Source organism: Geosporobacter ferrireducens, assembly GCF_001750685.1.
Classification (GTDB): domain Bacteria; phylum Bacillota; class Clostridia; order Peptostreptococcales; family Thermotaleaceae; genus Geosporobacter; species Geosporobacter ferrireducens.
In genome coordinates this window covers 3,906,248-3,928,054 of sequence record NZ_CP017269.1, presented here as the reverse complement: position 1 = coordinate 3,928,054, position 21,807 = coordinate 3,906,248, and the positions used below count along the sequence as shown (strand labels likewise).

Genomic DNA, 21,807 nt, shown 5'->3' with positions numbered 1-21,807 from the left:
TCCCTCCTACCAGTAGCATTTTCCCAGTTGTAGCAAATGACTGTTAATATCATCCCGCATACGAAGCGCCGCAGTTCTGGCTGCTTCTCCATATTGATCCTCTCTCCAATGCTGATCCTTCTTTGTGTAAGCAAATATTATATCTCGAGAAGAATTTATTATAGCGCCCAACCCATCCTCATTAAAGCAGCGAACGATGTCTTCTGCCTTGGCTCCTTGTGCACCATATCCCGGTACCAGAAAATAAGTCTTCGGCATTAATGTTCGCAGCCTTTCTCCTTGTTCTGGATAGGTTGCCCCGACCACTGCTCCTACCGAGCTATATCCACACTTTCCTAAAGCTTGATGGCTCCAAGCTGCTACCATTTCCGCTACAACTTCATAAATCTTTTTTCCCCCAGTCTCTAAGTCTTGCAGTTGAATGGAAGATGGATTCGATGTTTTCACCAGTACAAACATCCCCTTATTTGCCTCCTGTATGTCCTCCATAAACTCCTTTAGGCAATCATCCCCCAAATAAGGGTTTACTGTTACTGCATCTACAGCAAATGCTTCTATTCTCTCACCTTCAACCAATGTGCTTCCAATATGTCCATTGGAATAGGCCTTTGAAGTCGTTCCAATATCCCCCCGCTTTATATCTCCGATCACCGATAGTCCTTTTTGCTCAGCATACCGGCAGATACGTCGATATGCTGACATTCCTTCAATACCATACTGCTCATAGAATGCAATCTGCGGTTTTACAGCCGGTACAATCTCCCATACTTGATCGATGATCTCTTTTCCAAAGTCCCATAGGATTTCTTCAACAGCTTTCAATGTTTTGCCTTGCTGCTGAAAATGTCTTTCTTGTAGAAATCTAGGAATAAGCTCTAATCTTGGATCTAATCCTACTACTACATTGCTCTTTTTTTCTTTTATCTGCTGTACCAATCTATCTATAAACATATACTTTCCCCTCCTTTTTAATAAAGCCAAAATAAAAAGACCTTCTCACAGAGGCAGAAGGTCTTTCGTTCCATAGCAAAATAAGTACGCTAAATACGTATCCATATTTTACAGCACCTTACAGGCCTCTCCGGACCAATTTAAAGGCTTTCCTATTCATTTCCATCATGGTACCACAGTTTTTCCTGGCCTGTCAATCTAAATATTTTTATTTTCTACATTGACAGCCTTTTTCGAATATGATAGTCTTAAACAAATAAAATCCCTTTAATTTAACCCCGTGAGGTTAAAAAGGTTGAATAGATCCTATCTACGGATTCTGGTTCTCTATGCCTTTTTGCCTGCGGGTAAAAAGGTATTTTTTATGCACCTTTAACTTAGTCCTGTGAGACTGAAAAGGAGGAATTTCTATGACAACTCAAAAGCTTAGGCATCTTATTGAACCAGAGGACTTTTCTCTAGACGAACTGAATCATTTGATTGCTCTGGGAGAAGAAATCCATGCAGCACCAGAGAAGTATTCTGAAGCTTGTAAGGGAAAAATTCTAGCAACACTATTCTACGAACCCAGTACAAGAACAAAATTCAGTTTTGAAACCGCCATGCTGCGTCTCGGTGGCAGTATCATTGGCTTTAGTGATGCTAACACCAGTTCTGTTTCTAAAGGAGAAAGTATCGCAGATACCATACGTGTTATGTCTGCCTATGCAGATGTTGCTGTTATGCGTCATCCTAAAGAAGGGGCTCCAAAACTGGCCTCTCTATATTCTTCTATCCCCATCATTAATGGCGGCGACGGTGGCCATCAGCATCCTACCCAGACGCTTACCGACTTGCTTACCATTCAAACCTTTAAAGGCTCTATTGACAATCAAGTAGTTGCTTTCTGCGGTGATTTAAAGTTTGGCAGAACGGTCCATTCTTTAATCCGCACCCTCGCTAGATATAACATAAAAAAATTCATTTTGATCTCTCCTGAAGAATTGAAACTTCCCGAGCTATTAAAGCGAACACTGGTAGATGTCTATCAAGTAGAACTAATGGAAGTTAAAACGATTGAGGAAGTGGTTGAAGAAATAGATATCCTCTACATGACACGAATCCAAAAAGAAAGATTCTTTAACGAGGCAGATTATGCACGCTTGAAAGACAGCTATATCATAGATAAGGCAAAAATCCAAAAAGCTAAGCAGGATATGATTATCATGCATCCCTTGCCCAGGGTCAATGAGATCGCCTATGAGGTGGATACAGATCCTAGAGCTGTCTATTTTGAGCAGGCAAAGTTAGGCGTGTATATTCGAATGGCACTGATAATGAAGCTATTGGAGGTGGCATAAATGTTGGAGGTAACGAGTATTAAAAAAGGAATTGTTTTGGATCATATCACTTCTGGCAATGGTCTAAAGATTTTTAACAAGCTTATGCTGGATAAGGTCAATTATCCTGTAGTACTGCTTATGAATGTACCCAGCAAGCAAATGAACCGCAAGGATATCATCAAGATCGAAAATAATATTGATATAGATCTGGATTTTCTAGGCCTAATTGATCACAACATTACTATGAATATCATTGAAGATAATAAGATTGTCCATAAGAAAAAAGTAGAAATACCCCAAAAGGTAAATGGTCTGTTCAAATGTCATAACCCTCGTTGTATTACCAATTTTGATGACTATGTAAAACCAACCTTCCAGCTGGTAGCATCCAAAAATCTGGAATACAAGTGCGATTATTGCGAAGAGCTTACAGCCTATAAGTTATAAAATAAAAGAAGATATCTTATTTTGTAGATATGTGATTGAGAAGTTTAATTTAGCCTGCCTAAATTTCTAAATTCTATGTGTTTACATTTTCCATATTCTGTGCTATAATTGTGTAAACACTTCTACAGACAATTCAATAGTCATTCAATTTGGAACGCTGAGTTCTTTGTAAAAAAGGAACGGGGGAACCAGGTTTTTGGGGTGAATCTCTTTTCGAAGAGTAGGGTTATCTTCTTTCGATCCGAATCCGTCAGCTAACCTCGTAAGCGTGGAAAGAGGAGATTGGTGAAGTGATAATGGGTTAAGCATTAGCTCTATTTTGTATTCTCATTATCCAGCTTCTCAACTATGGTTAATCTCCATAGTTTTTGTTTTCCCTTCTATTCCATAGATTTCCATTTTATCTATTATTTTCAATATTCAACAAGTGCGTTTCAAATCATAATAATACTACTATGTTTTTTATGTGCGCTGAATTCTTTGAAAAAAAGAAGCGGGGGAACCAGTTCTTTGGGGTGAATCTCTTTTTGAAGAGTAGGGTCATCTTCTTTCGATCCGAATCCGTCAGCTAACCTCGTAAGCGTGGAAAGAGGAAGATGCAGTAATGGTCATCCATATGCTCATTTTCCTAATGCTATCTACCATCAAAATTAAGGGAGGATGATTGTTTATGGAATTAATGAATGTGACACAAAGTGTACAACGCAGTCCAATGATCCAAAATGTAGAGACAATCAGTGTTAGAAGGGCAACTGCCAAAGATGTCCAAAATATCTATAAAGTAGCCTGTTCTGTAGGATCTAAGTCAAAGGAATCCTATGCCGGATTTTTAATGGATGATTATGCATCCAAGCCAAAATATTACCAGAAGTTTTTCTTAGAAAGAGTTTTGGAATTGGATCATTTCTACATCGCTGAAAATCAAGGAATATTGGGTTTTCTCATGGCCTATACGAAAGAGCAATGGCTAAAATATAATCCTACTTGGATTGAAGATATTTATTGGAACCCAAAGTTCGATATGCATAATACCGATAATTTTATTGTGGTAGATAAAACAGCCATACTGTCCAACATGACCGGAAAAGGTATTGGCAGTATACTGTATAAGCAATTGATTAAAGACTTAAAAGCTAAAAGAATTAACAATATTTTTGCTGAAACCATCATTAGTCCTACACCAAACTTTGCGTCTCTAGCTTTTAGGGAAAAACAAAAATATACGCTGGCAGGACTGCGCTATGAAGATTATGATGGTATGAATTATACAGACCTGATTTATCATAAGCCTGTAAAGTAATTAATTCTCACCAAAACATATATAGGATAAACGGTAAATAAAAGGCATATTGCCTTTTATTCGCCCCTTTTTTCTACATAAAAAATGGGATTCAAATCAATCCCATTTTTTTATTGCCTTTATGCTAATTTTTCATCCCGATAATCTTTTAAATTGTTCCACCGACCACACTTGTCCCCCCAACGGGCTACAAGGCTGCTGTCTCTATGGAACTGCACAACCTCACATAGATTCGGACAGTGTTCACACTCAAAGCTTTTGACCTGATAATCACTTTGCGCAATCTCAAAGCCTAAAAATTCAGTTTTTCCTTTTCTGGCAACTTCTTCTTTAGCTAGAATACATGCCCCTACAGCGCCCATTACATTGGCATACTGAGGTACAAATATTTCACAATTTAATAGTCTTTCAAATGCTTTTCGAATACCTATGTTCGCCGCTACGCCACCTTGAAAAATCACAGGACCTACTATTTCCTTTCCTTTTCCAAGATTGTTCAAGTAATTTCTTGCCATTGCCTCACAAAGTCCATTGATAATATCTTCTTGATTATGACCTAATTGCTGTTTATGGATCATATCAGATTCTGCAAATACAGCACAGCGTCCCGCAATTCTCACAGGTGCCGTCGATTGCAGTGCCATCGTCCCGAACTCTTCTATAGGAATTCCTAAACGTTCTGCCTGACGATCTAAAAAAGATCCCGTCCCTGCAGCACATACTGTATTCATAGCAAAATCATAAATAATACCATCCCTCAACAAAATGATTTTTGAATCCTGGCCTCCAATTTCAATGATGGTGCGAACATCTGGTATATAGTTTAGAGCGGCTACTCCATGGGCTGTGATTTCATTTTTAATTGCATCAGCACCCACCATGATTCCTGCCAATTGTCTACCACTTCCTGTGGTGCCCACACCTAATACTTCCACATTATTTCCAATCCTGTCTTTTATTTCCTTTAACCCATTTTTAATTGCTTGGATTGGCTTGCCTTGTGTTCTGATATATAGCGTATCTAATATATTTTTCTCATGATCCATGACAACGATATTTGTACTCACAGAGCCAACATCAATGCCTAGATAACATTTTTTCATCTTTTTTATTTTCCCTCCTGTTCCGCAGCAAATCAATGTAAGCTTCGATTCTCGTTAGATACCCCGCTTCACCAGTCAATTCATCAATGATTAATGACAATACGGGTATATGATGATCCTGTTGTACTTTAGGCAGTATACTCATAGAAACAATCTCCGGCATACAAGTAAAGGGAAGAACTTGAATCACCCCATCAAAGCCTCTTTCAGCATAGAGTACTGTATGTCCGATGGTTTCTTTCGCATGGCCTCCAATAAGCGTCTTCATATAAGGGTCTGATGCTTCTTCTATCTTCTTTTCGCTAGTCAGTCCCACACTGCGATAAAACAAATTCTCTGTCAACCATTCTGATGCGCTGTGGGATTTATATACTTCTACACCCATATCGTTTAGTTTTTTGCCAATATCTACGTTGGCTGCATCTTCAATTACAGTGTATATTTCACCTACAATTCCTACTTTCAGTACATCTTCTTTTCTTTTTTGAGGAATATTCTTTATTCGGTTAAAAGCAGTTTCGATATATGCAAGCATTTCCTTTGCTCCATTACTTTTTTCCAAATCCCTAATGAGCTGCTTATAGGTCTGATCGAAGTCTCCTTTTACTGCTTCATGGGGTCTTAGCTGCAAAACATGTCCTTCAAAATCATTCAGTTTTTTCAAAACTTTAGCAGCATTTTTCAGGCTCTTTCCAATCTTAAATGGATTTTTTGTATTGGATATTTTGTGTACTCTTCTTAAAAACTCTGGAATATCTCCTTGGGGAGCATCCAGTACTATCATCTCTACCTTATGACCTAAATCCTTTAAAATCTCTTTTTGTACCTCCGAATAATACCCATACCTGCAGGGTCCACAGCTTCCTGTAACCACAATTGTATCTGCACCTCTTTCGATACTCTCAATATAATTTCCTAAAGTAATCTTTAAGGGCAGACAGATTAACTCTGGTGCATATTTTGTCCCAATCTCCAAGGTTTTTTTGCTGATTTTTGGCGGTATAACCGTTTCTACCCCCAGTTCATCGAAGAGACATTTTATGCCAATGTGGGTATTACCCATGTGAGGAAAAGTTATTTTCATTTTTTTCCCTCCATTGAATCATATCTACAAAAGCTTCTATCCTCGTATCAATTCCAGCTTCACCAGTATGTTCATCTAAGGTTAGCACAGTGAATGGTTTTCTTGATGATCGCCGTACTCTCCGCTCAGCAATATCAGCGATTACTGAGTCCAAACCACATCCAAAGGAGGATAGGTAGATCATACCTGAAACGGTAGGCTCCTCCATAGCGTAGAAAGCTGTACCAATAATTTTTCTTCCAAAACTCCAGAACATTTTTTTGTCCATCTGATTCGCATATTGATTAATAAGTGAAGTATCCATCATTTCAGGTGTGATCACCATCACATCTTTTTCTCGGAGCTTTGCAATAATGTTCATGCTCAGATGGGGATCATATAAGTTGTAAGGGTGCCCTAACAGCACCACTTTTTGTTGATTGACTGTAATTATTTTTCTTTTTTGATGGTATTCCTTGGTCATGTCTATCGGTAAAACCCCTTGTTTCATCAAAGCCCTATATTCATGATAATGCTTTAGGCCATCCTCATAGGCTTTCTCTATTTCTGATACGTTTTTAGTGATAGGACTTCCAATTTCGTAGACAGCTTTAAATAGGTTTTTCCTTGATTTTCTAAAGTTGATTGTTGTATCAATAAGAGGAGGCAGATCTTTTACTGAACTGCTGATCATCTCCGGTAAACCACAAAATTTGGGACAAATATACTCATTTTTATACACACTCATTAACTTGGGCACAAATAAAAAGTCTACTCGATCCTTTAAATCTATTACGTGGCCATGATATACTTTTACAGGTAGACAAGCTTCATCAACCGTGTTTTTTACACCGTTTTCAATAATCTTTTTATTGGTCGGCTGCGAAACAACAACCTCTGCCCCAAGGGTCTCAAAAAACTTATTCCATAAAGGAAAGTAATAATAGTACAGTAGTCCCCTGGGTATACCAACTTTTATATCCACGCTATCACTCCTAGTATTTATGTTTCTGTTTTTCATGGATTCAAAAAGTATTAATAATCCATTTCCATATAAGCTACCTTTTTTATATTTTCCTTTATCCCTTCTATATATTCCTTTTTAACAACCTTTTCAAAGCTTCTCATTCCTGCTAATTTGAAACCGTGTTTTCTCGCAAGCTGTGCGATTTCCTCTACTTTTTCTATGGATAGCTTTTTCCCAATGGAAAAATCTTCGTATTTATTCTCTAATGCTAAAATCATTGTTTCAGCCATACAGGCATAGCTTAAGCCAGGGGGAAATCCAAAATCAAAACCAAAATCTACATCTCCCGGCACTTCAATCACACCGCCTTCTATCACCAAGATGTCCTTGCGCTTTTTTTCAACTTCTCTAGAGACATCCCGGGGCCTTGCCACATCACAAACAATTGCACCGGTTTTTAAATATTCCGGCTGAATAATGGCATCTACAGCACTAGAAACGGTTATGACAATATCAGCTTTTTTTAAAGATTTTTCAAGTGTTGTCTCGATCTCTGCGTTTCCCTTTCCTCTTTGCAATATTTCTTCTGCTACAGTCTCCAACCCCTTTACATCTTGCGCTGCCAAAGTAATTTTATTTACTTCCGGTGCCAGCAGTAGAGCGCATATTCTGCCAATAGATCCTGTAGCCCCAACTACAGCAGCATTACAAAGCTTTAAATCCTTCCCCATATGCATGGCTGCCTCTTTTACGGCTTCTATGGCTGCCGCAACGGTATAGCTATTGCCAGTCGTTACAGGTATTTTTAAATGTTTACGGATAGTAATCCCTCCGTCACCAACGACCGATGTAAAAGCGCCTAAGCCAAATACTTTTGCCCCCAAAGCCTCTGCTTTTTTCCCTGCTTGTATAATCTTATGAATAACAAATTCTTCAGGCAATGTCATTATTTGATCCGTAACCAGAGGAACCCCTACAAACCACCCTTCTGCGCTTCCATAGTTACTGGCAATCCCTGTAATTTTAGATACCTCCATAGGCGGTATCCGTTTTGTCAGCTGATATACCGCTTTTTTAGGTACATATCGAAGGAAACCATATTTTCTTTCTATATCCTTAAGTTCTATCGGATGTATACAGAATGCAAATTTTCCTGTCTTCACAAGTTCTCCCCCTATCGATTGATGATAGAATGAAGGATGGTTTTAGAACCACTCATGGCAAGAGACAAAAAGTTTTTATGCTTTTTGCATATCTCTTCCAACGCATCTATCATTCTATCGATTTCTTCATACTGAATAATCAGTGGTGGTTCCAATCGGATTACGTTTGGATTGTTTAATGTATAGGCTGTGATCATACCATATCGGTTTAAAAGTTCTCCTGCAACCAGCGCACCCAGATACTCCTCCGATACTTTACGCATGAGTCCCTTCCCAGCTAAAAACTCTATGCCAATCATCAGTCCTTTTCCCCGTACTTCACGGATGATAGAATATCGCTGTTGAAGTTCTCTTAGTCTTGAAATGAAATATTCTCCTTTTTCTTCTGCTTGATCGGCTAAATTTTCACGATAAATTTTTTCAGTAGCGGCTATACCAGCGGCAACGGCTAATGTATTTCCGCCAAAGGTAGAAGTATGCAGCAGACATTTATCCATGGACCCATAGGCCATCTTCCACACCTCTTCTTTTGCCATTGTAGCTCCAATTGGCATTACGCCGCCTCCCAAAGATTTTGCCAGACAGAGTAAGTCCGGTATAATTTCTTCATACTCACAAGCAAACATTCTCCCAGTTCTTCCAAATCCCGTTTGCACTTCATCTATAATCAGCAAAGCATCGTACTGGTTGCACAGTGCCCTTACTTGCTTCAAATAGCCTTCCGGAGGTACGATAATCCCCCCTTCCCCTTGAATGGGCTCTAGGATCAATGCTGCAGCAGGATGTTCCCGTAGTGCCGTTTCCAGTGCAGCAGCATCTCCAAAAGGAACTCCTTCCACTTCATTCATTAATAACCCAAATGGAGTTTTGTATTTTTCTCTTCCTGTAACTGACAGTGCCCCTACAGTTTTTCCATGAAAGCTCCCTTCACAATAAAGGATTCGATTCTTCCCCGTAGCTGCTTTCGCCAGTTTAATAGCGCCTTCCACTGCTTCAGCTCCACTATTGCAGAAAAAGGTCATCTGCAAATCTCCAGGTGTCATTGCAGCTAAATTTTTTGCCAACACAGAAGCCATGGGATTTAACGCGGTCTGTAGAATATTGGGCCTAGTCATAACTTTTTTTACTGCCTCCAGTATTTCTCTCGGATTATGTCCAAGATTTAGAGCCCCATATCCTCCCAAAAAGTCCAGATACACCCTCCCCTCACTATCCCATACTTCCATTCCCTCCGCCTTCACAAAGGACTTGTCAAATCCCAACAATCCCAGCATCATGGCGAAATAGGGATTTATGTAACTTTTATAATTTTCTTTCACTTCTTCTTGGCCTAGGGCCAAAGCGTCTTCAAAAGAAGTGATCTCTCCATATAATTGTTCAGTGTAAAGGTTCATCCTTTACCCCTCCTTCCTAGTTATTGCTTCTATCAGTGTTGTCGATTTAAAAAGATTTTAAACCTCTTGAAATGAATCTCAAAATTTGAAAACTGCTAATATAAAAAGCTATTGCGAACTGAGTCCGTAATAGCTTTTTATATTAGCAGTTCAGAGAGATTAATTATAAACTACACTCCTACAAAACTGCTGATTTGTCCTTTTTTTATACCCCTGTGCAAAACAAAACCTCCTAACGGGAGCTACCCCTAGCCTTCTGCTCCAACTATGTTAGGAGGTTCAACTCTGCTTTTCAAGATTTATGACGTTGCTTCACCAACTTAATTAATAGGTAAGTTTAACAGACTTCCACTGCGAATAATGTGAATCTTTTATATTTGCAATTGATGTTCCCAGCGTAGAATAAGTATAGGCATCAGTTTGCATTAGAATAACATATTCATGTCCAGCTTGTAAAGTAGCTGTAATTAGATTAGATTTGTTAAATGTGCCAACTAAACTTGATTCATTTTCCATAGTTACGGTATCTAATGTGATATTTTTTGTAGACACCCATGATTGAGTTGTAGCATTATATAGACGAAACTCATTCGAAAGTTGTGATACATTTCCTCTACCGCCTGAGAGTAGGTATCCTATATAGTCACCTTCAATAGAAAAATAAGCCGTTTTAGAACCAGTACCAGAAATTATAAATCTACGTCCAGTCCAAGCCCATCCTGTAGCATTACCTGTGCCTACGGTTTCTGAATTAGTAAGATTTCGAGCTTTATTTAAATCATAAGAAGATCCATATGTAGTTACAACTCCGGTTTTACTGCCACCATTTTTACCTTCAGCTGCATATGTAAAAGTAAATGGATTACCTAATGATAAAGTTATGGTACTACTTGCACTCGTTTCTAAAAAACCTAATGCTTCCTGTTTTCTGGCAGTTTCTTCATCTATTAAATATTTTTTATTCTTCTTGATTTTTTCCTTTGCTTCTTTATCTGCAACTTTAAGACTTTCTAACACTTGTTTTTCAGTTTCTTTCTTTGCCTTAATCATTTCATTTATAACATTTTTCTCATCTTCAGAGAAATCTTCTGTAGCCAGGTTTTCTTCTAAAATTTCGATAGTTGACTTTTCTTCAGTTTCACCTTTTTCATTTGCATAAGTCGGAACTATACTTAATATTAGAACTAAAACTAAGCCTAAACTTACTAATAATTTGATTTTTTTCATAATATCCTCCTTAATTATGTATTTTTCAAGTTATTTCATCTTTTGTTTGCAAACAGTTTTAGCTAGCTATAACTATATTATATATGGTAATTTTTGTATTTTAAAGGAATATATTGTTTTTTTTGAAAAATGTGTTAAAATATTACTAAAATTATATGTAGATAGGTCAAATGAAAAAGTAAGTTCCGTTTTTAATGCTTAAACTGAAGTTAGTCTTACAAGGTTTCTAGTATACTGTAAAAGATATCTACTCCGAACATCTAGGAGACGACATAATGACTAAACAAGAAACCCAAAAAGACTCTCATTTAACACTGGACGATCGTATCATTATCGAGGAATCTCTCAACAACAATTACAAACTCAAAGACATAGCTGATCGGTTAAAGAAAGATCCAACAACCGTTTCCAAAGAAGTCAAACGAAACAGGAGTGTAACAACTAGAAAAGACCACAGTGGTCCCATTGCTTGCGCAAAGCGTAAAGAGTGTACCAAGAAACACTTGTACAGCGACTCGTGCAACCGTTTATGTAAGAAATGTACAACAGTGAATTGTTATCGAGGTTGTCCGGAATATGTCCCTAAAACGTGTTCTAGACAAAGGCGATTTCCATATGTTTGCAATGGCTGTGACACAAAGGTGGGATGTCGCCTTGAAAAGATTCAGTATCGCGCTACAGTCGCTCACGCCAACTATGAATATGTGTTGAGCTCATCTAGAGAAGGTATTAACATGACGTCCAAACAGCATGAACATCTTGATCAGCTTATCTCGCCACTTATCATGAAAGGTCAATCCATCGCGCATATCTACGCACACCACAAGGAGGAAATAAGTTGTTGTGAACGTTCGCTATACACCTATTTCGACAAATGTGTCTTCACGGCTAGAAACATTGATTTGCCAAGAAAAGTACGTTACAAGCCGCGTAAGAAAGCAAGAAGCACCAAGAAAAATAGCAAGTATCGCCTAGGGCGCACATATGATGATTTCAAAGCCTATCTTGAAGAAAATCCAGGTGTTCCTGTAGTGGAAATGGACACGTTTCATGGTCGAAAAGGAGGCAAAATCCTGCTTATGCTCTTCTTTAGAAACAGCTCGTTGGTGGTGGCGCTTTTACTCGACACCTGTACACAAGCCTGTGTCATAGATGCTTTGAACAAACTGTACGAAACGGTGGGACAGGATGTGTTCAGATCAAGTTTTCCCGTGATTCTTACCGACAATGGCACTGAGTTTCAAGATCCTGAAGCCATTGAATACGATTAAGATGGCAATGCAAGGACAAAGGTTTTTTACTGCGATGCTATGGCTTCTTATCAAAAGTCACACATAGAAAAGAATCATGAATACATAAGATATATCATGTCAAAAAGAAAGTGGTTTGACCATCTGACGCAAGACAAAATAACGCTAATGATCAATCATATCAATAGTGCAGCAAGGAGCAGCCTAAATGACAACACCATTCAAACTGGCCGAGTTGCTTCAGAAACAAGAATTTTTAGATGCATTATCGGTGGCTCTCATCCCAGCTGATGAGATTCATCTCAAGCCGACACTGCTAAAGTAGTAAACTAACATAAAACTCGGGTAGATATCACAAGAATTTAGTTTTACAAATAAATGACCGACGGAAGTTACTCATGCAATAGTAATCTGGGGGTCCCTTTTTCATGCCTAAAAAATCCGTGTATTTTTATTGCTCGGCCCCAATTATAACCGATTTTCATCATATTTGATAGAGAAAACAATACAAAAAAACTGCATTTACCCCTGCAATTACAAGGGATGCAGAAAAACAGAATTTAGCTTTTCAATCAATGTTTGTATAATATAGTTTAAATAAAAGGAGGTACGACCTTGACTACAGATATTTTTGTTCTTTTTATTTCTCTTACAGGTCTTGTTATTTGTCTAAAGCAAAAAAGAAAACAGGATCAAATAGACGGTATATTCAAATATGGATTATTATTTTTTATGCTTAATGTGATTTCAGGTGTAATCGATCAAGTTGTACATTTAATAATAATTCCTTATATAATTCATAAAACCCAATCGATAACGCCAACTTTTATGACATTTTCTCTTACAGTACTACTTTGGCCTTCCAAAATTTTAAATATCACATCACATATTTTACTAGTATTTGGATTTTATAAATTTACAAGTTCTAAAAACAAAGAATTATCTAATTAATTTGCCGGCATACGTTAGTCACATCCATAGTATCTTTAAACACTTCAAATAGAGATTTAAATCAATAAAAACTTCTTATCTGCTTCTCTAAAAAAGCTGCTGTGGTTAAATCCCACAGCAGCTTTTTTATCTTAACAGTTCATCAAGTTTTCTTCTGTCAAAGCCCTGAATAATCTCTTGTTCTACCATGATCACCGGCACACCCATAAATCCTTTGGACATCAGTTCTTTTCTGGCTGATTGATCTTTTGAAATATTTCGTTCTTCAAAATCTACACCGATAGATCTTAAATAATTTTTTGCCTCTTTGCAGTACACGCAAGAATCACTTGAATACACAACAACATTTTTATTCATATTAAAATCCTCCTCATATATAATTTATTTATGCAACCTGGTTTTGATTGGCTTTCTTTTCTCTATTATTTTGATTTTGAAAATCCCGGATCAATCCCGTAGCGTGACCCATAGGGCAAACAATACACCAGCTTCTAGGCTTATAAATAATTCCCATAATCATCCCAAAAATCAAGGAGACGGTCATCAGGCGAAATACAGCAAAGCCGATGGCCCTACTATCAAACCCTGCATGATACAACGATAGGCTAAACATGAAGAGCATCAACCCCAACAGGGTATTCTTTGCTTTTTTTCCCTTCATAAACAAAGGCAGCTCATTTTCAAAACTCAGTCTTTGCAAGAATTTTCCCAGCAATGAACCCCGCGGACAGTATTTTGAACAATGGATTTTGCCCTTCCCCCTTAAGGCATGGTAGATCGGTGCACTCATGCAGATGAAACCCAAAAGCCCAAAGCGAATATCGAGAATCGAAAGCAGTAAGAACATAATCAAAAGAATCCATGACCATCCTTGATGTGATTTTATTTTTGCCATTTTTTACTCCCTTCTATTATCCATGCATATTAACAGGACGCCCCTCCTATACCTGGTATAATACGGAACCCTTTGCTAAACCATCCATCAGAATAATCTATTGTAAATCCCTGGAATTGTTGTAATAATTCCTTATCTACCAAGAACTTAAGTCCATTTACTTCTTCAAAAGAATCCTGCGTATCCTCTTTTGCCTTCTCCAAGGCAATCCCAAATACGGGACCACCTCATCCAAAACCTTTAACAAATATTTTTATATAGGTGTTTTCTCCTGCCTCCTTTGCCAATTGCTTCTTAAGCATTTCTCCGGCCTTTTCAGTGATACGAATCTCCATAAAGATCCTCCTTCTTCCCCCTCCCCCTCGGGGTGGTATTCTTAGTATTATAGTATTCTTTTTTGTTATAAATGTCAATGCTTTATAGTAATTTTTTTAGAAAGTAAATATATCATAGATGGGCGAGCGCTGTTCGTCCCTACCCCTTAAAACCTATCGTGAATTAGACTTTCTGTAGGGGCGACCTGAGGTCGTCCCTACAGGATCATATTCCTTATGTATAGAGCAATCTCTGGATTGCCCGTCACATTAATCTACCCTTATAAACTGCCTTAAAAAAAGAGACACCTTTTTTTACAGTGCCTCTTCAATCATTTTATTCTTTTCTCTTTCCTTTTCAGCCAACTTCTTTCTTGTTTCCTGCAGCTTCTGACGGAGCCTGCCGATAATGTCGTTTATGCGTACAAGCATTTCCTGAACGGTTTCTAAGGATTCACCGATTTTTTGCTGAACTACAAAATCAAAGATTAATCCATCAAAGAAATAATCTGCAAAAGTAGCAAAGCTTCCAATTTCTATGTTGAAATCTATATATTCCCGTATGTCCATCAACTCTCGCTGAAATTTTCGCAACATTGATTGCACAGCATTCATTTGTGCTTTGGCATCGTCAATCTTAGAGTGCTTTGCCATGGTCACAATCAAACCACCTCCTAAGAGATCCCATGTGCCCCAGCCTTTCGCAGCCTGCAGTGATTCCTCTACGCTATATAATAGGCGGACTACTTCAGCACCAGCGGCTTCTGCTTCTTCTAACTCCCTGTTGAAATTTTCCAACTGTGATTTTTCTTCTGAAATCTCAATGAGTTTTACTGCAAAATTATTATCCTCTTTTAACAGTTCTAGCTTTCTGTTGATGATTTTTTTATAATCCATGTCCAAATATCCCATGCTGTGGATATGGTTTTCCAACTCAAAAATATAGACATTTAAATTGGCAATAGCATGATCTACCTCATCATATTTTAGTTTTTGCAATAAGAACTCTTGTCTTTCTTTTTCAACACATTTTTTTTTATCACCCAGCAGGCAGTGTATTAAATTCGTTAGAGATAAACCCTCTATTCTATCAAGATCTTTTTTTTCTTTCTCCAAGCTTTCGTATAGTAGTTCTCTTCTTTTTTTTAGCTCTGACAATTCTTCCAAAGACTTCTCTAATAGTCTTTTCATCCGATCTCTTTCGAGCATCTTCTTCTTGACCTCTATCAACTCATCATTTAACTGTCTTAGCATTTTATCCCTCCCGCAGAACTACTTTTTTGTCCCTTTACAAAGCTATTATAGCATATAATATTTCTTTCTTTGTTATGCTAAAAATATATCCCATATTTTTAGCATAACAAAGAAAGAAATAAAGTTCCTGCTCTAGGCAGAAACTCTATTTGTTATGTTTTGAATATTTCTATCATTTTTTTTGCTTTGAAAAGAACTTGCTTTAGTTCTCTTCCTTTTTCTAGCTGTAAAATTTCCATGATATCTGTAATACTCTCCAAGTCTTCTATTATTTTCTGAGGATGAGCTGTTCTATTTTTTAAACGGTTAATTCGGTCATTTAATATTAATGCCTTATCAATATTTTCTCTACTTTTTCCTCTCATGTGAGGGCGCACAGTTTCCAGTAGTTTTATAGGATTTTTTTCCTGTACTGTCTGTATATATACATCTTCTTTTACGTATTCATTATTAGCGTATCTGCTCAGACCGTGGACGATATCCACCACATTTTCCGTTCTACTCAAGGCTTCTCGATGCGGCTGGCTAAAGTAAGGTTTTACAGACTTTAACAGTGCTGTCATTCTATAAATCTCATCGGAAGAAAGCTTGCCCATTCCCTCTCTATTTAGTAACATAAATAATAATAGAGGAATTAAGATATTGTTTTTTTCCATATCGGCCCTCCATTCTTTCCTTCCGTATTCAGTAATTTTAATATCCTATACTCATAGTATGCTTTGATAATGACAGTGGTGTACAGAAAAAACCTGGAAGGGTCCCTGTAAGCAAAATTAAAATATTGCATATAATGATATTATACCGGTATTGGCAATAAGGCCATTTTAATAAAAATATGCAAAGGAGGGAAATCTACTGTGCTCAAATCTGAATCTCTCTCATTAATCTCTCGAATCAAGGATACATCTTTAATTCGGAAAAAAAGTTCTAAAAATCCAAAAATTGGATTAGCCCTTAGTGGCGGTGCTGTATGGGGCATCTCTCATATTGGAGTGCTAAAAGCTTTTGAAGACAATCACATTCCTATATCCTTTATTGGCGGAACCAGTATTGGTGCCCTTATCGGCGCACTGTACGCAGCAGGCATGACAGTCCCACAGCTAGAAGAGCTTGCATTAACAATTCAATGGAAAGACATATCCAAGATCTCACTTTTATTCCGAGGCTTGCTATCCAACGAGCCCATGGAACAATATATTCATAAACTGATTGGCGATCTCTCTTTTTCTGACTTGAAGATTCCCTTTCAGGCAGTTGCTGCTGATTTGATTAGCGGCGAAGAGGTTATTCTCAAAAGTGGCAAGCTTTCAACTGCCCTTCGTGCGACTACAGCAATTCCCGGAGTCTACCAGCCTGTTCAAATAGACAACAAAACCCTAGTTGATGGGGGTATTGTCAATAACGTCCCCACCCAAATGGTTAGGGCTATGGGTGCAGATCTGGTTGTGGGTGTTAGTCTATCCTCTGTCTTAAATGACTGGATACCTAAGAACAGTCTAGAGGTCATCTTGAAAAGTTATTCCATCATGCAGCAAAAATGTGTTTCAAGGGAGATGATTCATGCGGATATCCCTATCCATGTGGATATGACAAATTGCAGTCCTATTGATTTTTCATGTGCTAAGACTGCCTATAACCGTGGTTTAATTGCAGGTCTCATGGCCGTGGATCAGATTCATTCAAAAAGAAAAGATGGGTAGAACTTAAAAATGTTTCTAAAAAGCACCTAAGTCCTATCCATCTTATTTATGTTGGCGTTACATATTATTGTAATTTGCTTGCACGATACTCCATAGGGGTCATTCCAACGATTTTTTTAAAGACCCTGCAGAAATAATTAGGTTCATTGTAAGATAGCTCTAAGGATATATTCAGCACCGGCATGTCCGTTTCTAAAAGCAATTCTTTAGCCTTTTCGATCTTAAGATTCGTGACATAATTCGAAAAGCCTATACCTAGTTCCTTTTTTACAAGCCTGCTCAAATACTGTGGATTTAAATTTACATAATCAGCTACTTCTTCAAGGCTAATCCTGTTCTGATAATTTTTTTCTACATAATTAACAATGGCATTCATTTCGTCATTTCGATCATAAAGCTTCTTATCAACAATTTCTTCAAAGATTATGTCTAGGATCTCTGTAAGTTCAATCCTAGCTTTTTTGAATTCATAAATCTGTGAAAATTTTTTTGCTGTATCATAGCTGTGTGGGTGTATTTTTTTTAAACCCATGCTTGTAGACATTTCAATCATTTTATCCGCAACCACTGCTGCTTTCTTTATTCTCTCACGCTCATTCTCATCTTGATTTTCTTCAATGTTGTCTAAAACCTCTTTTAGTATTGTCTTTGCATCATTGTACTTTCGTGACAAAATACTATTGCTTAGTTTCTGGACATCAACAATGCTTTCTCTATGCTTCACCTTATGTTCATACTTTTTTATAATCGAAATAATTTCCTCGGGTTTGGCAGGTTTTAGTATATAGTCATCAATGCCAATCTTAACTGCCTTATGGGCAAAGTCAAATTCATCATAGGCTGTAAGAATAAAAATAATTGTTTGAGGATATTTTTCTTTAATAATCTTACTGGCCTCTATTCCATTGATACCTGGGATTTTTATATCCATAAAAATCATATCTGGTTTTAATTCATTGCACAGCTTAACTGCCTCATCTCCAGATTCTGCTTGTCCTATAATAGACGCTTGGCTTATTCCACTTTTTATAATAATTTCTAAAGCTTTTCTTTCTAAATGCTCATCATCAACTAAAAGGATTCTACACATTCGTCATCCATTCTCCTTATATGTCTATTGTTTTAGGAAAAGATATGATGATTGTTGTTCCAGTTCCTGGCTTGCTTGTAATCTGTATATCATAGGCAATCCCAAAGCAATGAATCAATCGTTTTCTTGCATTACGAATACCAATTCCTGTAGATGCTATAGATGCATTGCTGTAATTATTATTTTTCTCCATATTGAAAATATCGTCTAATCGTTCTTCCATTATGCCTATTCCATTATCTGCAATTTTAATAATAACCTTGTCTTCTATAGCATATCCTGTAATGTTAATATGCCCTTGCCCTAGTTTCGGCTCCAATCCATGATTAATGGCATTTTCAACGAAAGGCTGTAGAATCATAAATGGAATCCTATACTTTCGTATGTCCTCATTGATATGCATCTCATACTTTAATCTGCTTCCAAATCTTATGGATTGGATCTTCAAATACCTTTCAATGTGAAGGATTTCTTCTTCTAAGGCAACTAACTGGTTCATATTTTTCTTTAGTGTATATCTCAACATTTCCGCAAAGGCAAAAACGATTTCCTGTGTCTTCTGCGCATCTTCTATTAAAGCCAACCTACCGATTGTATTTAGAACATTGAATAAAAAGTGAGGATTCACTTGAGACTGCAAAGCCCTTAACTCGGAATCCTTTAATGCTTTTTCAAGATCTGTTCTTGCTTTCATTTCCTCCATTAAAGCTAAATTCTTTTTATTTAGTTCTTCCTGTATGATGTTCACACTGCCTCTTTCTGCAATATAATTGGCAATTACAAACATCATGTGGGCTGCTGCTTCAACTTTCTCGTAGGGTTGCGGCGTGATCTCATTATAGGCTTCAACAATCTGTGGATTTGCTTTCCAACTGGTAGTTTGTTTTACGATGTTTTCCAATTCGATATCATTTTCTTCGATAATTTTAGTTTGCCCTGCCATAATGGCACCTCTATAGTGTCCATCAACAATAATCGGCACAGAAAGATCTACTAAACCGGCATGACACCTATAAATATAAGGTTTTGCAATCCTTGCTGCCTCTAGTCCGCCTCGTGCATCACACTGGTAGCAGCCATCTCTGCATTTTGAATCTTCACGAATCAGTTGGCAAAACTTTGAAAAACTACTGTACTTAGTAATGGGGATTCCTTTATAGTCCACAACTACTGCTGCCATACCTGTCGATTGGGCAAATTTATCCTGGATTTCTTGCAATATATCCATATCTATAAAATCGCTTAACAGGAATTGATCCTTCATGGAAATACCCCCTATAATTAATGTAATTTTTCATTAACGGTTTGAATATCATTTTTATACAGATTTATTCTTTATTCCCTTAATTTCCACTAATTATATTAAAATTGGCTATATTACCCCATATTTCTTCAGTGATATAATTAAATCTTATCATATTGAGTAAAATTATACAAATATTCTTATGATAAAATGCAAAATCTCTATTATATGCAAACCTTTATGATTCCCTTTCATTATAGGGAAAAAGAAAAATGGAGCTGCCCCTGCAACTCCGCCCACCATTGAATACCTTTCTATTTTCTATACTGAAGAGCATTCCAATTCCGCTACAAAACTATCCTTTATTTCTTTATATTCGCTGCTGAAAACAAACGTATAATATTCTCAGATGCATTTTTTACTAATCCATACGTATTATCCATTGCTTCTTTAAGGCTCATATCTTTGTTAACAATACTGAAAAGTGCTGTTATTCCATGATCATAGAGCTTCTCTGCACCATCTGTCAAAACTCCGGATAGACAAACAACCGGAACATTGTACTGTTTGGCAATTTGAGCTACTCCAAATGGAACTTTTCCGAAGACTGTCTGCTCGTCAGTTTTACCTTCACCTGTAGTGACGAGATCTGCATTTCTAATTTTTTCTTCAAGCCTGTTCGAGTTTATGACCATCTGAACACCACTTTCCAATTTTCCGTTCAAAAAAGCTACTAATCCTCCGCCGAGACCTCCAGCAGCTCCAGCTCCCGGTAAATCCGCTATTTCTTTACCTAATTGTCTCTGAATGATAAATGAAAAATGCTTTAAGCCTTTATCAAGTCTCTCAACAATTTCACCAGTGGCTCCCTTTTGTGGCCCAAAAACCTTACTATCACTTTATTGATGTCAAAATACTATATGGGAGTCACCACATATATCTTCACTGACTCCCATAGTCAATGCTATTGTTTTAGTATTACATATTCACCTTATTCATGTTATTGATTTACAATGTTAACAGGCTCTCCTGCTAAGAATGCCTTTAAATTGTCTACGGCAATATCCATTAAACGTATTCTAGATTCTCTTGGTGCCCAGGCAATGTGGGGTGTAATGATACAGTTTTTAGCTGTCATTAATGGATTATTTGCTTTGATCGGCTCTGCGGATACTACATCTACTGCTGCCATATATACCTTTCCATTGTTTAATGCTTCTGCCAAATCCTCTTCCATAATCAGCGGCCCTCTAGAGGTATTGATAATAATTACTCCATCTTTCATTTTAGCAATGGTTTCTTTATTGATGATTCCCATTGTGCTTTCAAATAAGGGGCAGTGTAAACTGATTACATCAGATTTAGCCAACAGTTCATCTAACTCTACATATTTTAGCGTATCTGTCTCCAAGTCTCTATTTGGATGCGCATCATGGGCTAATACTTTCATCCCGAATGCCTGGGCGATGGTACCGGTAGCTTGCCCAATTCTTCCAAATCCAATGATTCCCATGGTTTTTCCGTCCAACTCAATCAGTGGATAATTCCAAAAGCACCAATCAGCAGAATGGGTCCATGCACCTTTTTTAACTGCTTCGCTATGTACACCTACATGATGACAGATTTCTAGCAATAGGCCAAAAACAAATTGTGCTACAGCCATGGTTCCATAGGTAGGAATATTCGCCACAAGAATCCCTAGTTCTTTAGCAGCCTCTATATCCACTATATTGTAACCTGTAGCCAATACACCGATAAACTTTAATGCCGGTGCTTTACTGAGGTTTTCCTTTTGAAGGGGTACCTTGTTGACAAAAACGACTTCTGCTCCCTGTATTCTTTCTAAAATTTCTTCCTCTGGCGTTCTGTCATAGACGACCAACTCTCCCAATTTCCCCAGTTCTTCCCAGCTTATATCTCCCGGATTCAAGGTATATCCGTCTAAAACAACGATTTTCATCATCGCACGTTCCTTTCCATTCAATTCTTGCCCACAGGATGCAGGGCGCCATTACCAATAGTTCAAAATAATTATACTCTTTGACAATTTCTTCTGCAAATATTTCTTGTATTAGAAAAGCCGGTTAAATTTTCTTGCCCATATCCTAGGCAAAAACTTCGGGTATTATTCCAGTGAAAGCACGATGATATATCTGCTTCTTTCTTTAAACGA

Annotated in this window: 21 protein-coding genes, 1 pseudogene and 2 riboswitches; of the genes and pseudogenes, 6 read left to right on the top strand and 16 right to left on the bottom strand. The window is 37.5% G+C overall.

The window, feature by feature from the left end; all coding sequences use genetic code 11:
* Positions 1–6 precede the first annotated feature (6 nt).
* Positions 7–951 carry an orotidine-5'-phosphate decarboxylase gene (pyrF, locus tag Gferi_RS18470; protein ID WP_069979109.1) on the bottom strand — a complete coding sequence of 315 codons (945 nt, stop codon included), beginning with the start codon at positions 949–951 and terminating at the stop codon, positions 7–9.
* Positions 952–1,361: 410 nt separating this feature from the next.
* Here pyrF and pyrB point away from each other — a divergent pair, with 410 nt between their 5' ends.
* The 3 genes from pyrB (at position 1,362) to Gferi_RS18455 (ending at position 4,020) form a co-directional block, all read left to right on the top strand.
* Positions 1,362–2,291 (top strand): aspartate carbamoyltransferase, encoded by a 930-nt coding sequence (gene pyrB / locus Gferi_RS18465; protein WP_069979107.1) that lies wholly within the window; start codon positions 1,362–1,364, stop codon positions 2,289–2,291.
* Positions 2,292–2,720: an aspartate carbamoyltransferase regulatory subunit gene (locus Gferi_RS18460; RefSeq protein ID WP_069979105.1), complete on the top strand. Its 429-nt coding sequence runs from the start codon at positions 2,292–2,294 to the stop codon at positions 2,718–2,720.
* Positions 2,721–2,865: 145 nt separating this feature from the next.
* Positions 2,866–3,003: riboswitch (cyclic di-AMP (ydaO/yuaA leader) on the top strand.
* Positions 3,004–3,179: 176 nt separating this feature from the next.
* A riboswitch (cyclic di-AMP (ydaO/yuaA leader) is annotated at positions 3,180–3,317 on the top strand.
* Between the two features lie 73 nt (positions 3,318–3,390).
* Positions 3,391–4,020 (top strand): GNAT family N-acetyltransferase, encoded by a 630-nt coding sequence (locus tag Gferi_RS18455; RefSeq protein WP_069979103.1) that lies wholly within the window; start codon positions 3,391–3,393, stop codon positions 4,018–4,020.
* Positions 4,021–4,139: 119 nt separating this feature from the next.
* Here Gferi_RS18455 and Gferi_RS18450 read toward each other — a convergent pair whose 3' ends face one another.
* From Gferi_RS18450 to Gferi_RS18425, 6 genes are all read right to left on the bottom strand, one after another.
* Positions 4,140–5,123, bottom strand: a complete 984-nt coding sequence (locus Gferi_RS18450; RefSeq protein ID WP_069979101.1) for an acyl-CoA dehydratase activase — start codon at positions 5,121–5,123, stop codon at positions 4,140–4,142.
* Positions 5,098–6,207: a CoA protein activase gene (locus tag Gferi_RS18445; RefSeq protein WP_069979099.1), complete on the bottom strand. Its 1,110-nt coding sequence runs from the start codon at positions 6,205–6,207 to the stop codon at positions 5,098–5,100. The genes Gferi_RS18450 and Gferi_RS18445 overlap by 26 nt, the downstream gene beginning before the upstream one ends.
* The gene (locus Gferi_RS18440; RefSeq protein ID WP_069979097.1) at positions 6,179–7,171 is read right to left on the bottom strand and encodes an acyl-CoA dehydratase activase-related protein; all 993 of its coding nucleotides are present in this window, start codon (positions 7,169–7,171) and stop codon (positions 6,179–6,181) included. Before Gferi_RS18440 ends, Gferi_RS18445 begins: the two co-directional genes overlap by 29 nt.
* A 50-nt stretch (positions 7,172–7,221) precedes the next feature.
* Positions 7,222–8,316: a shikimate dehydrogenase gene (locus tag Gferi_RS18435; RefSeq protein WP_069979095.1), complete on the bottom strand. Its 1,095-nt coding sequence runs from the start codon at positions 8,314–8,316 to the stop codon at positions 7,222–7,224.
* A gap of 11 nt (positions 8,317–8,327) precedes the next feature.
* Complete coding sequence (locus tag Gferi_RS18430) at positions 8,328–9,710, bottom strand: aspartate aminotransferase family protein (RefSeq protein WP_069979093.1); 1,383 nt, start codon at positions 9,708–9,710, stop codon at positions 8,328–8,330.
* 324 nt (positions 9,711–10,034) lie between these two features.
* A complete protein-coding gene (locus Gferi_RS18425; protein WP_069979081.1) occupies positions 10,035–10,937 on the bottom strand; it encodes a hypothetical protein in 903 nt (300 codons plus the stop codon).
* Positions 10,938–11,212: 275 nt separating this feature from the next.
* Here Gferi_RS18425 and Gferi_RS18420 point away from each other — a divergent pair, with 275 nt between their 5' ends.
* The gene (locus Gferi_RS18420; protein ID WP_083273633.1) at positions 11,213–12,208 is read left to right on the top strand and encodes a helix-turn-helix domain-containing protein; all 996 of its coding nucleotides are present in this window, start codon (positions 11,213–11,215) and stop codon (positions 12,206–12,208) included.
* A gap of 594 nt (positions 12,209–12,802) precedes the next feature.
* The gene (locus Gferi_RS18415; RefSeq protein ID WP_069979079.1) at positions 12,803–13,138 is read left to right on the top strand and encodes a hypothetical protein; all 336 of its coding nucleotides are present in this window, start codon (positions 12,803–12,805) and stop codon (positions 13,136–13,138) included.
* Positions 13,139–13,264: 126 nt separating this feature from the next.
* Here Gferi_RS18415 and Gferi_RS18410 read toward each other — a convergent pair whose 3' ends face one another.
* The 5 genes from Gferi_RS18410 to Gferi_RS18395 all read right to left on the bottom strand — a co-directional run bounded on the left by Gferi_RS18410 (position 13,265) and on the right by Gferi_RS18395 (position 16,257).
* A complete protein-coding gene (locus Gferi_RS18410; RefSeq protein WP_069979077.1) occupies positions 13,265–13,495 on the bottom strand; it encodes a glutaredoxin family protein in 231 nt (76 codons plus the stop codon).
* Positions 13,496–13,523: 28 nt separating this feature from the next.
* Positions 13,524–14,033, bottom strand: a complete 510-nt coding sequence (locus tag Gferi_RS18405) for a 4Fe-4S ferredoxin (RefSeq protein WP_069979075.1) — start codon at positions 14,031–14,033, stop codon at positions 13,524–13,526.
* A 29-nt stretch (positions 14,034–14,062) separates the two neighbouring features.
* Positions 14,063–14,368, bottom strand: a complete 306-nt coding sequence (locus Gferi_RS29310) for an iron-sulfur cluster biosynthesis family protein (RefSeq protein WP_334292681.1) — start codon at positions 14,366–14,368, stop codon at positions 14,063–14,065.
* 294 nt (positions 14,369–14,662) lie between these two features.
* A complete protein-coding gene (locus tag Gferi_RS18400; RefSeq protein WP_069979073.1) occupies positions 14,663–15,601 on the bottom strand; it encodes a hypothetical protein in 939 nt (312 codons plus the stop codon).
* A gap of 152 nt (positions 15,602–15,753) precedes the next feature.
* The gene (locus Gferi_RS18395) at positions 15,754–16,257 is read right to left on the bottom strand and encodes a hypothetical protein (RefSeq protein WP_069979071.1); all 504 of its coding nucleotides are present in this window, start codon (positions 16,255–16,257) and stop codon (positions 15,754–15,756) included.
* A 201-nt stretch (positions 16,258–16,458) separates the two neighbouring features.
* Here Gferi_RS18395 and Gferi_RS18390 point away from each other — a divergent pair, with 201 nt between their 5' ends.
* A complete protein-coding gene (locus Gferi_RS18390) occupies positions 16,459–17,301 on the top strand; it encodes a patatin-like phospholipase family protein (protein WP_169833016.1) in 843 nt (280 codons plus the stop codon).
* Between the two features lie 64 nt (positions 17,302–17,365).
* Here Gferi_RS18390 and Gferi_RS18385 read toward each other — a convergent pair whose 3' ends face one another.
* The 4 genes and pseudogenes from Gferi_RS18385 to Gferi_RS18370 form a co-directional block, all read right to left on the bottom strand.
* A complete protein-coding gene (locus tag Gferi_RS18385) occupies positions 17,366–18,391 on the bottom strand; it encodes a response regulator transcription factor (protein WP_069979069.1) in 1,026 nt (341 codons plus the stop codon).
* A gap of 16 nt (positions 18,392–18,407) precedes the next feature.
* Complete coding sequence (locus Gferi_RS18380) at positions 18,408–19,655, bottom strand: sensor histidine kinase (protein ID WP_069979067.1); 1,248 nt, start codon at positions 19,653–19,655, stop codon at positions 18,408–18,410.
* A 341-nt stretch (positions 19,656–19,996) separates the two neighbouring features.
* Positions 19,997–20,515 (bottom strand): annotated as a pseudogene (locus Gferi_RS18375) (glycerate kinase); the annotation flags it as partial.
* A 119-nt stretch (positions 20,516–20,634) separates the two neighbouring features.
* The gene (locus Gferi_RS18370; RefSeq protein ID WP_330389386.1) at positions 20,635–21,597 is read right to left on the bottom strand and encodes a D-2-hydroxyacid dehydrogenase; all 963 of its coding nucleotides are present in this window, start codon (positions 21,595–21,597) and stop codon (positions 20,635–20,637) included.
* Between the last annotated feature and the right edge of the window lie 210 nt (positions 21,598–21,807).

Bases quoted from the DNA above. Each gene is read 5' to 3' on its own strand.
- Gferi_RS18460 (WP_069979105.1), top strand. From the start codon at position 2,292: ATGTTGGAGGTAACGAGTATTAAAAAAGGAATTGTTTTGGATCATATC.
- Gferi_RS18370 (WP_330389386.1), bottom strand. From the start codon at position 21,597: ATGATGAAAATCGTTGTTTTAGACGGATATACCTTGAATCCGGGAGAT.
- Gferi_RS18395 (WP_069979071.1), bottom strand. From the start codon at position 16,257: ATGGAAAAAAACAATATCTTAATTCCTCTATTATTATTTATGTTACTA.
- Gferi_RS18445 (WP_069979099.1), bottom strand. From the start codon at position 6,207: ATGAAAATAACTTTTCCTCACATGGGTAATACCCACATTGGCATAAAA.
- Gferi_RS18380 (WP_069979067.1), bottom strand. From the start codon at position 19,655: ATGAAGGATCAATTCCTGTTAAGCGATTTTATAGATATGGATATATTG.
- Gferi_RS18425 (WP_069979081.1), bottom strand. From the start codon at position 10,937: ATGAAAAAAATCAAATTATTAGTAAGTTTAGGCTTAGTTTTAGTTCTA.
- Gferi_RS18405 (WP_069979075.1), bottom strand. From the start codon at position 14,033: ATGGCAAAAATAAAATCACATCAAGGATGGTCATGGATTCTTTTGATT.
- Gferi_RS18455 (WP_069979103.1), top strand. From the start codon at position 3,391: ATGGAATTAATGAATGTGACACAAAGTGTACAACGCAGTCCAATGATC.
- Gferi_RS18410 (WP_069979077.1), bottom strand. From the start codon at position 13,495: ATGAATAAAAATGTTGTTGTGTATTCAAGTGATTCTTGCGTGTACTGC.
- Gferi_RS18430 (WP_069979093.1), bottom strand. From the start codon at position 9,710: ATGAACCTTTACACTGAACAATTATATGGAGAGATCACTTCTTTTGAA.
- pyrB (WP_069979107.1), top strand. From the start codon at position 1,362: ATGACAACTCAAAAGCTTAGGCATCTTATTGAACCAGAGGACTTTTCT.
- Gferi_RS18450 (WP_069979101.1), bottom strand. From the start codon at position 5,123: ATGAAAAAATGTTATCTAGGCATTGATGTTGGCTCTGTGAGTACAAAT.
- Gferi_RS18400 (WP_069979073.1), bottom strand. From the start codon at position 15,601: ATGCTAAGACAGTTAAATGATGAGTTGATAGAGGTCAAGAAGAAGATG.
- pyrF (WP_069979109.1), bottom strand. From the start codon at position 951: ATGTTTATAGATAGATTGGTACAGCAGATAAAAGAAAAAAAGAGCAAT.
- Gferi_RS18420 (WP_083273633.1), top strand. From the start codon at position 11,213: ATGACTAAACAAGAAACCCAAAAAGACTCTCATTTAACACTGGACGAT.
- Gferi_RS18385 (WP_069979069.1), bottom strand. From the start codon at position 18,391: ATGTGTAGAATCCTTTTAGTTGATGATGAGCATTTAGAAAGAAAAGCT.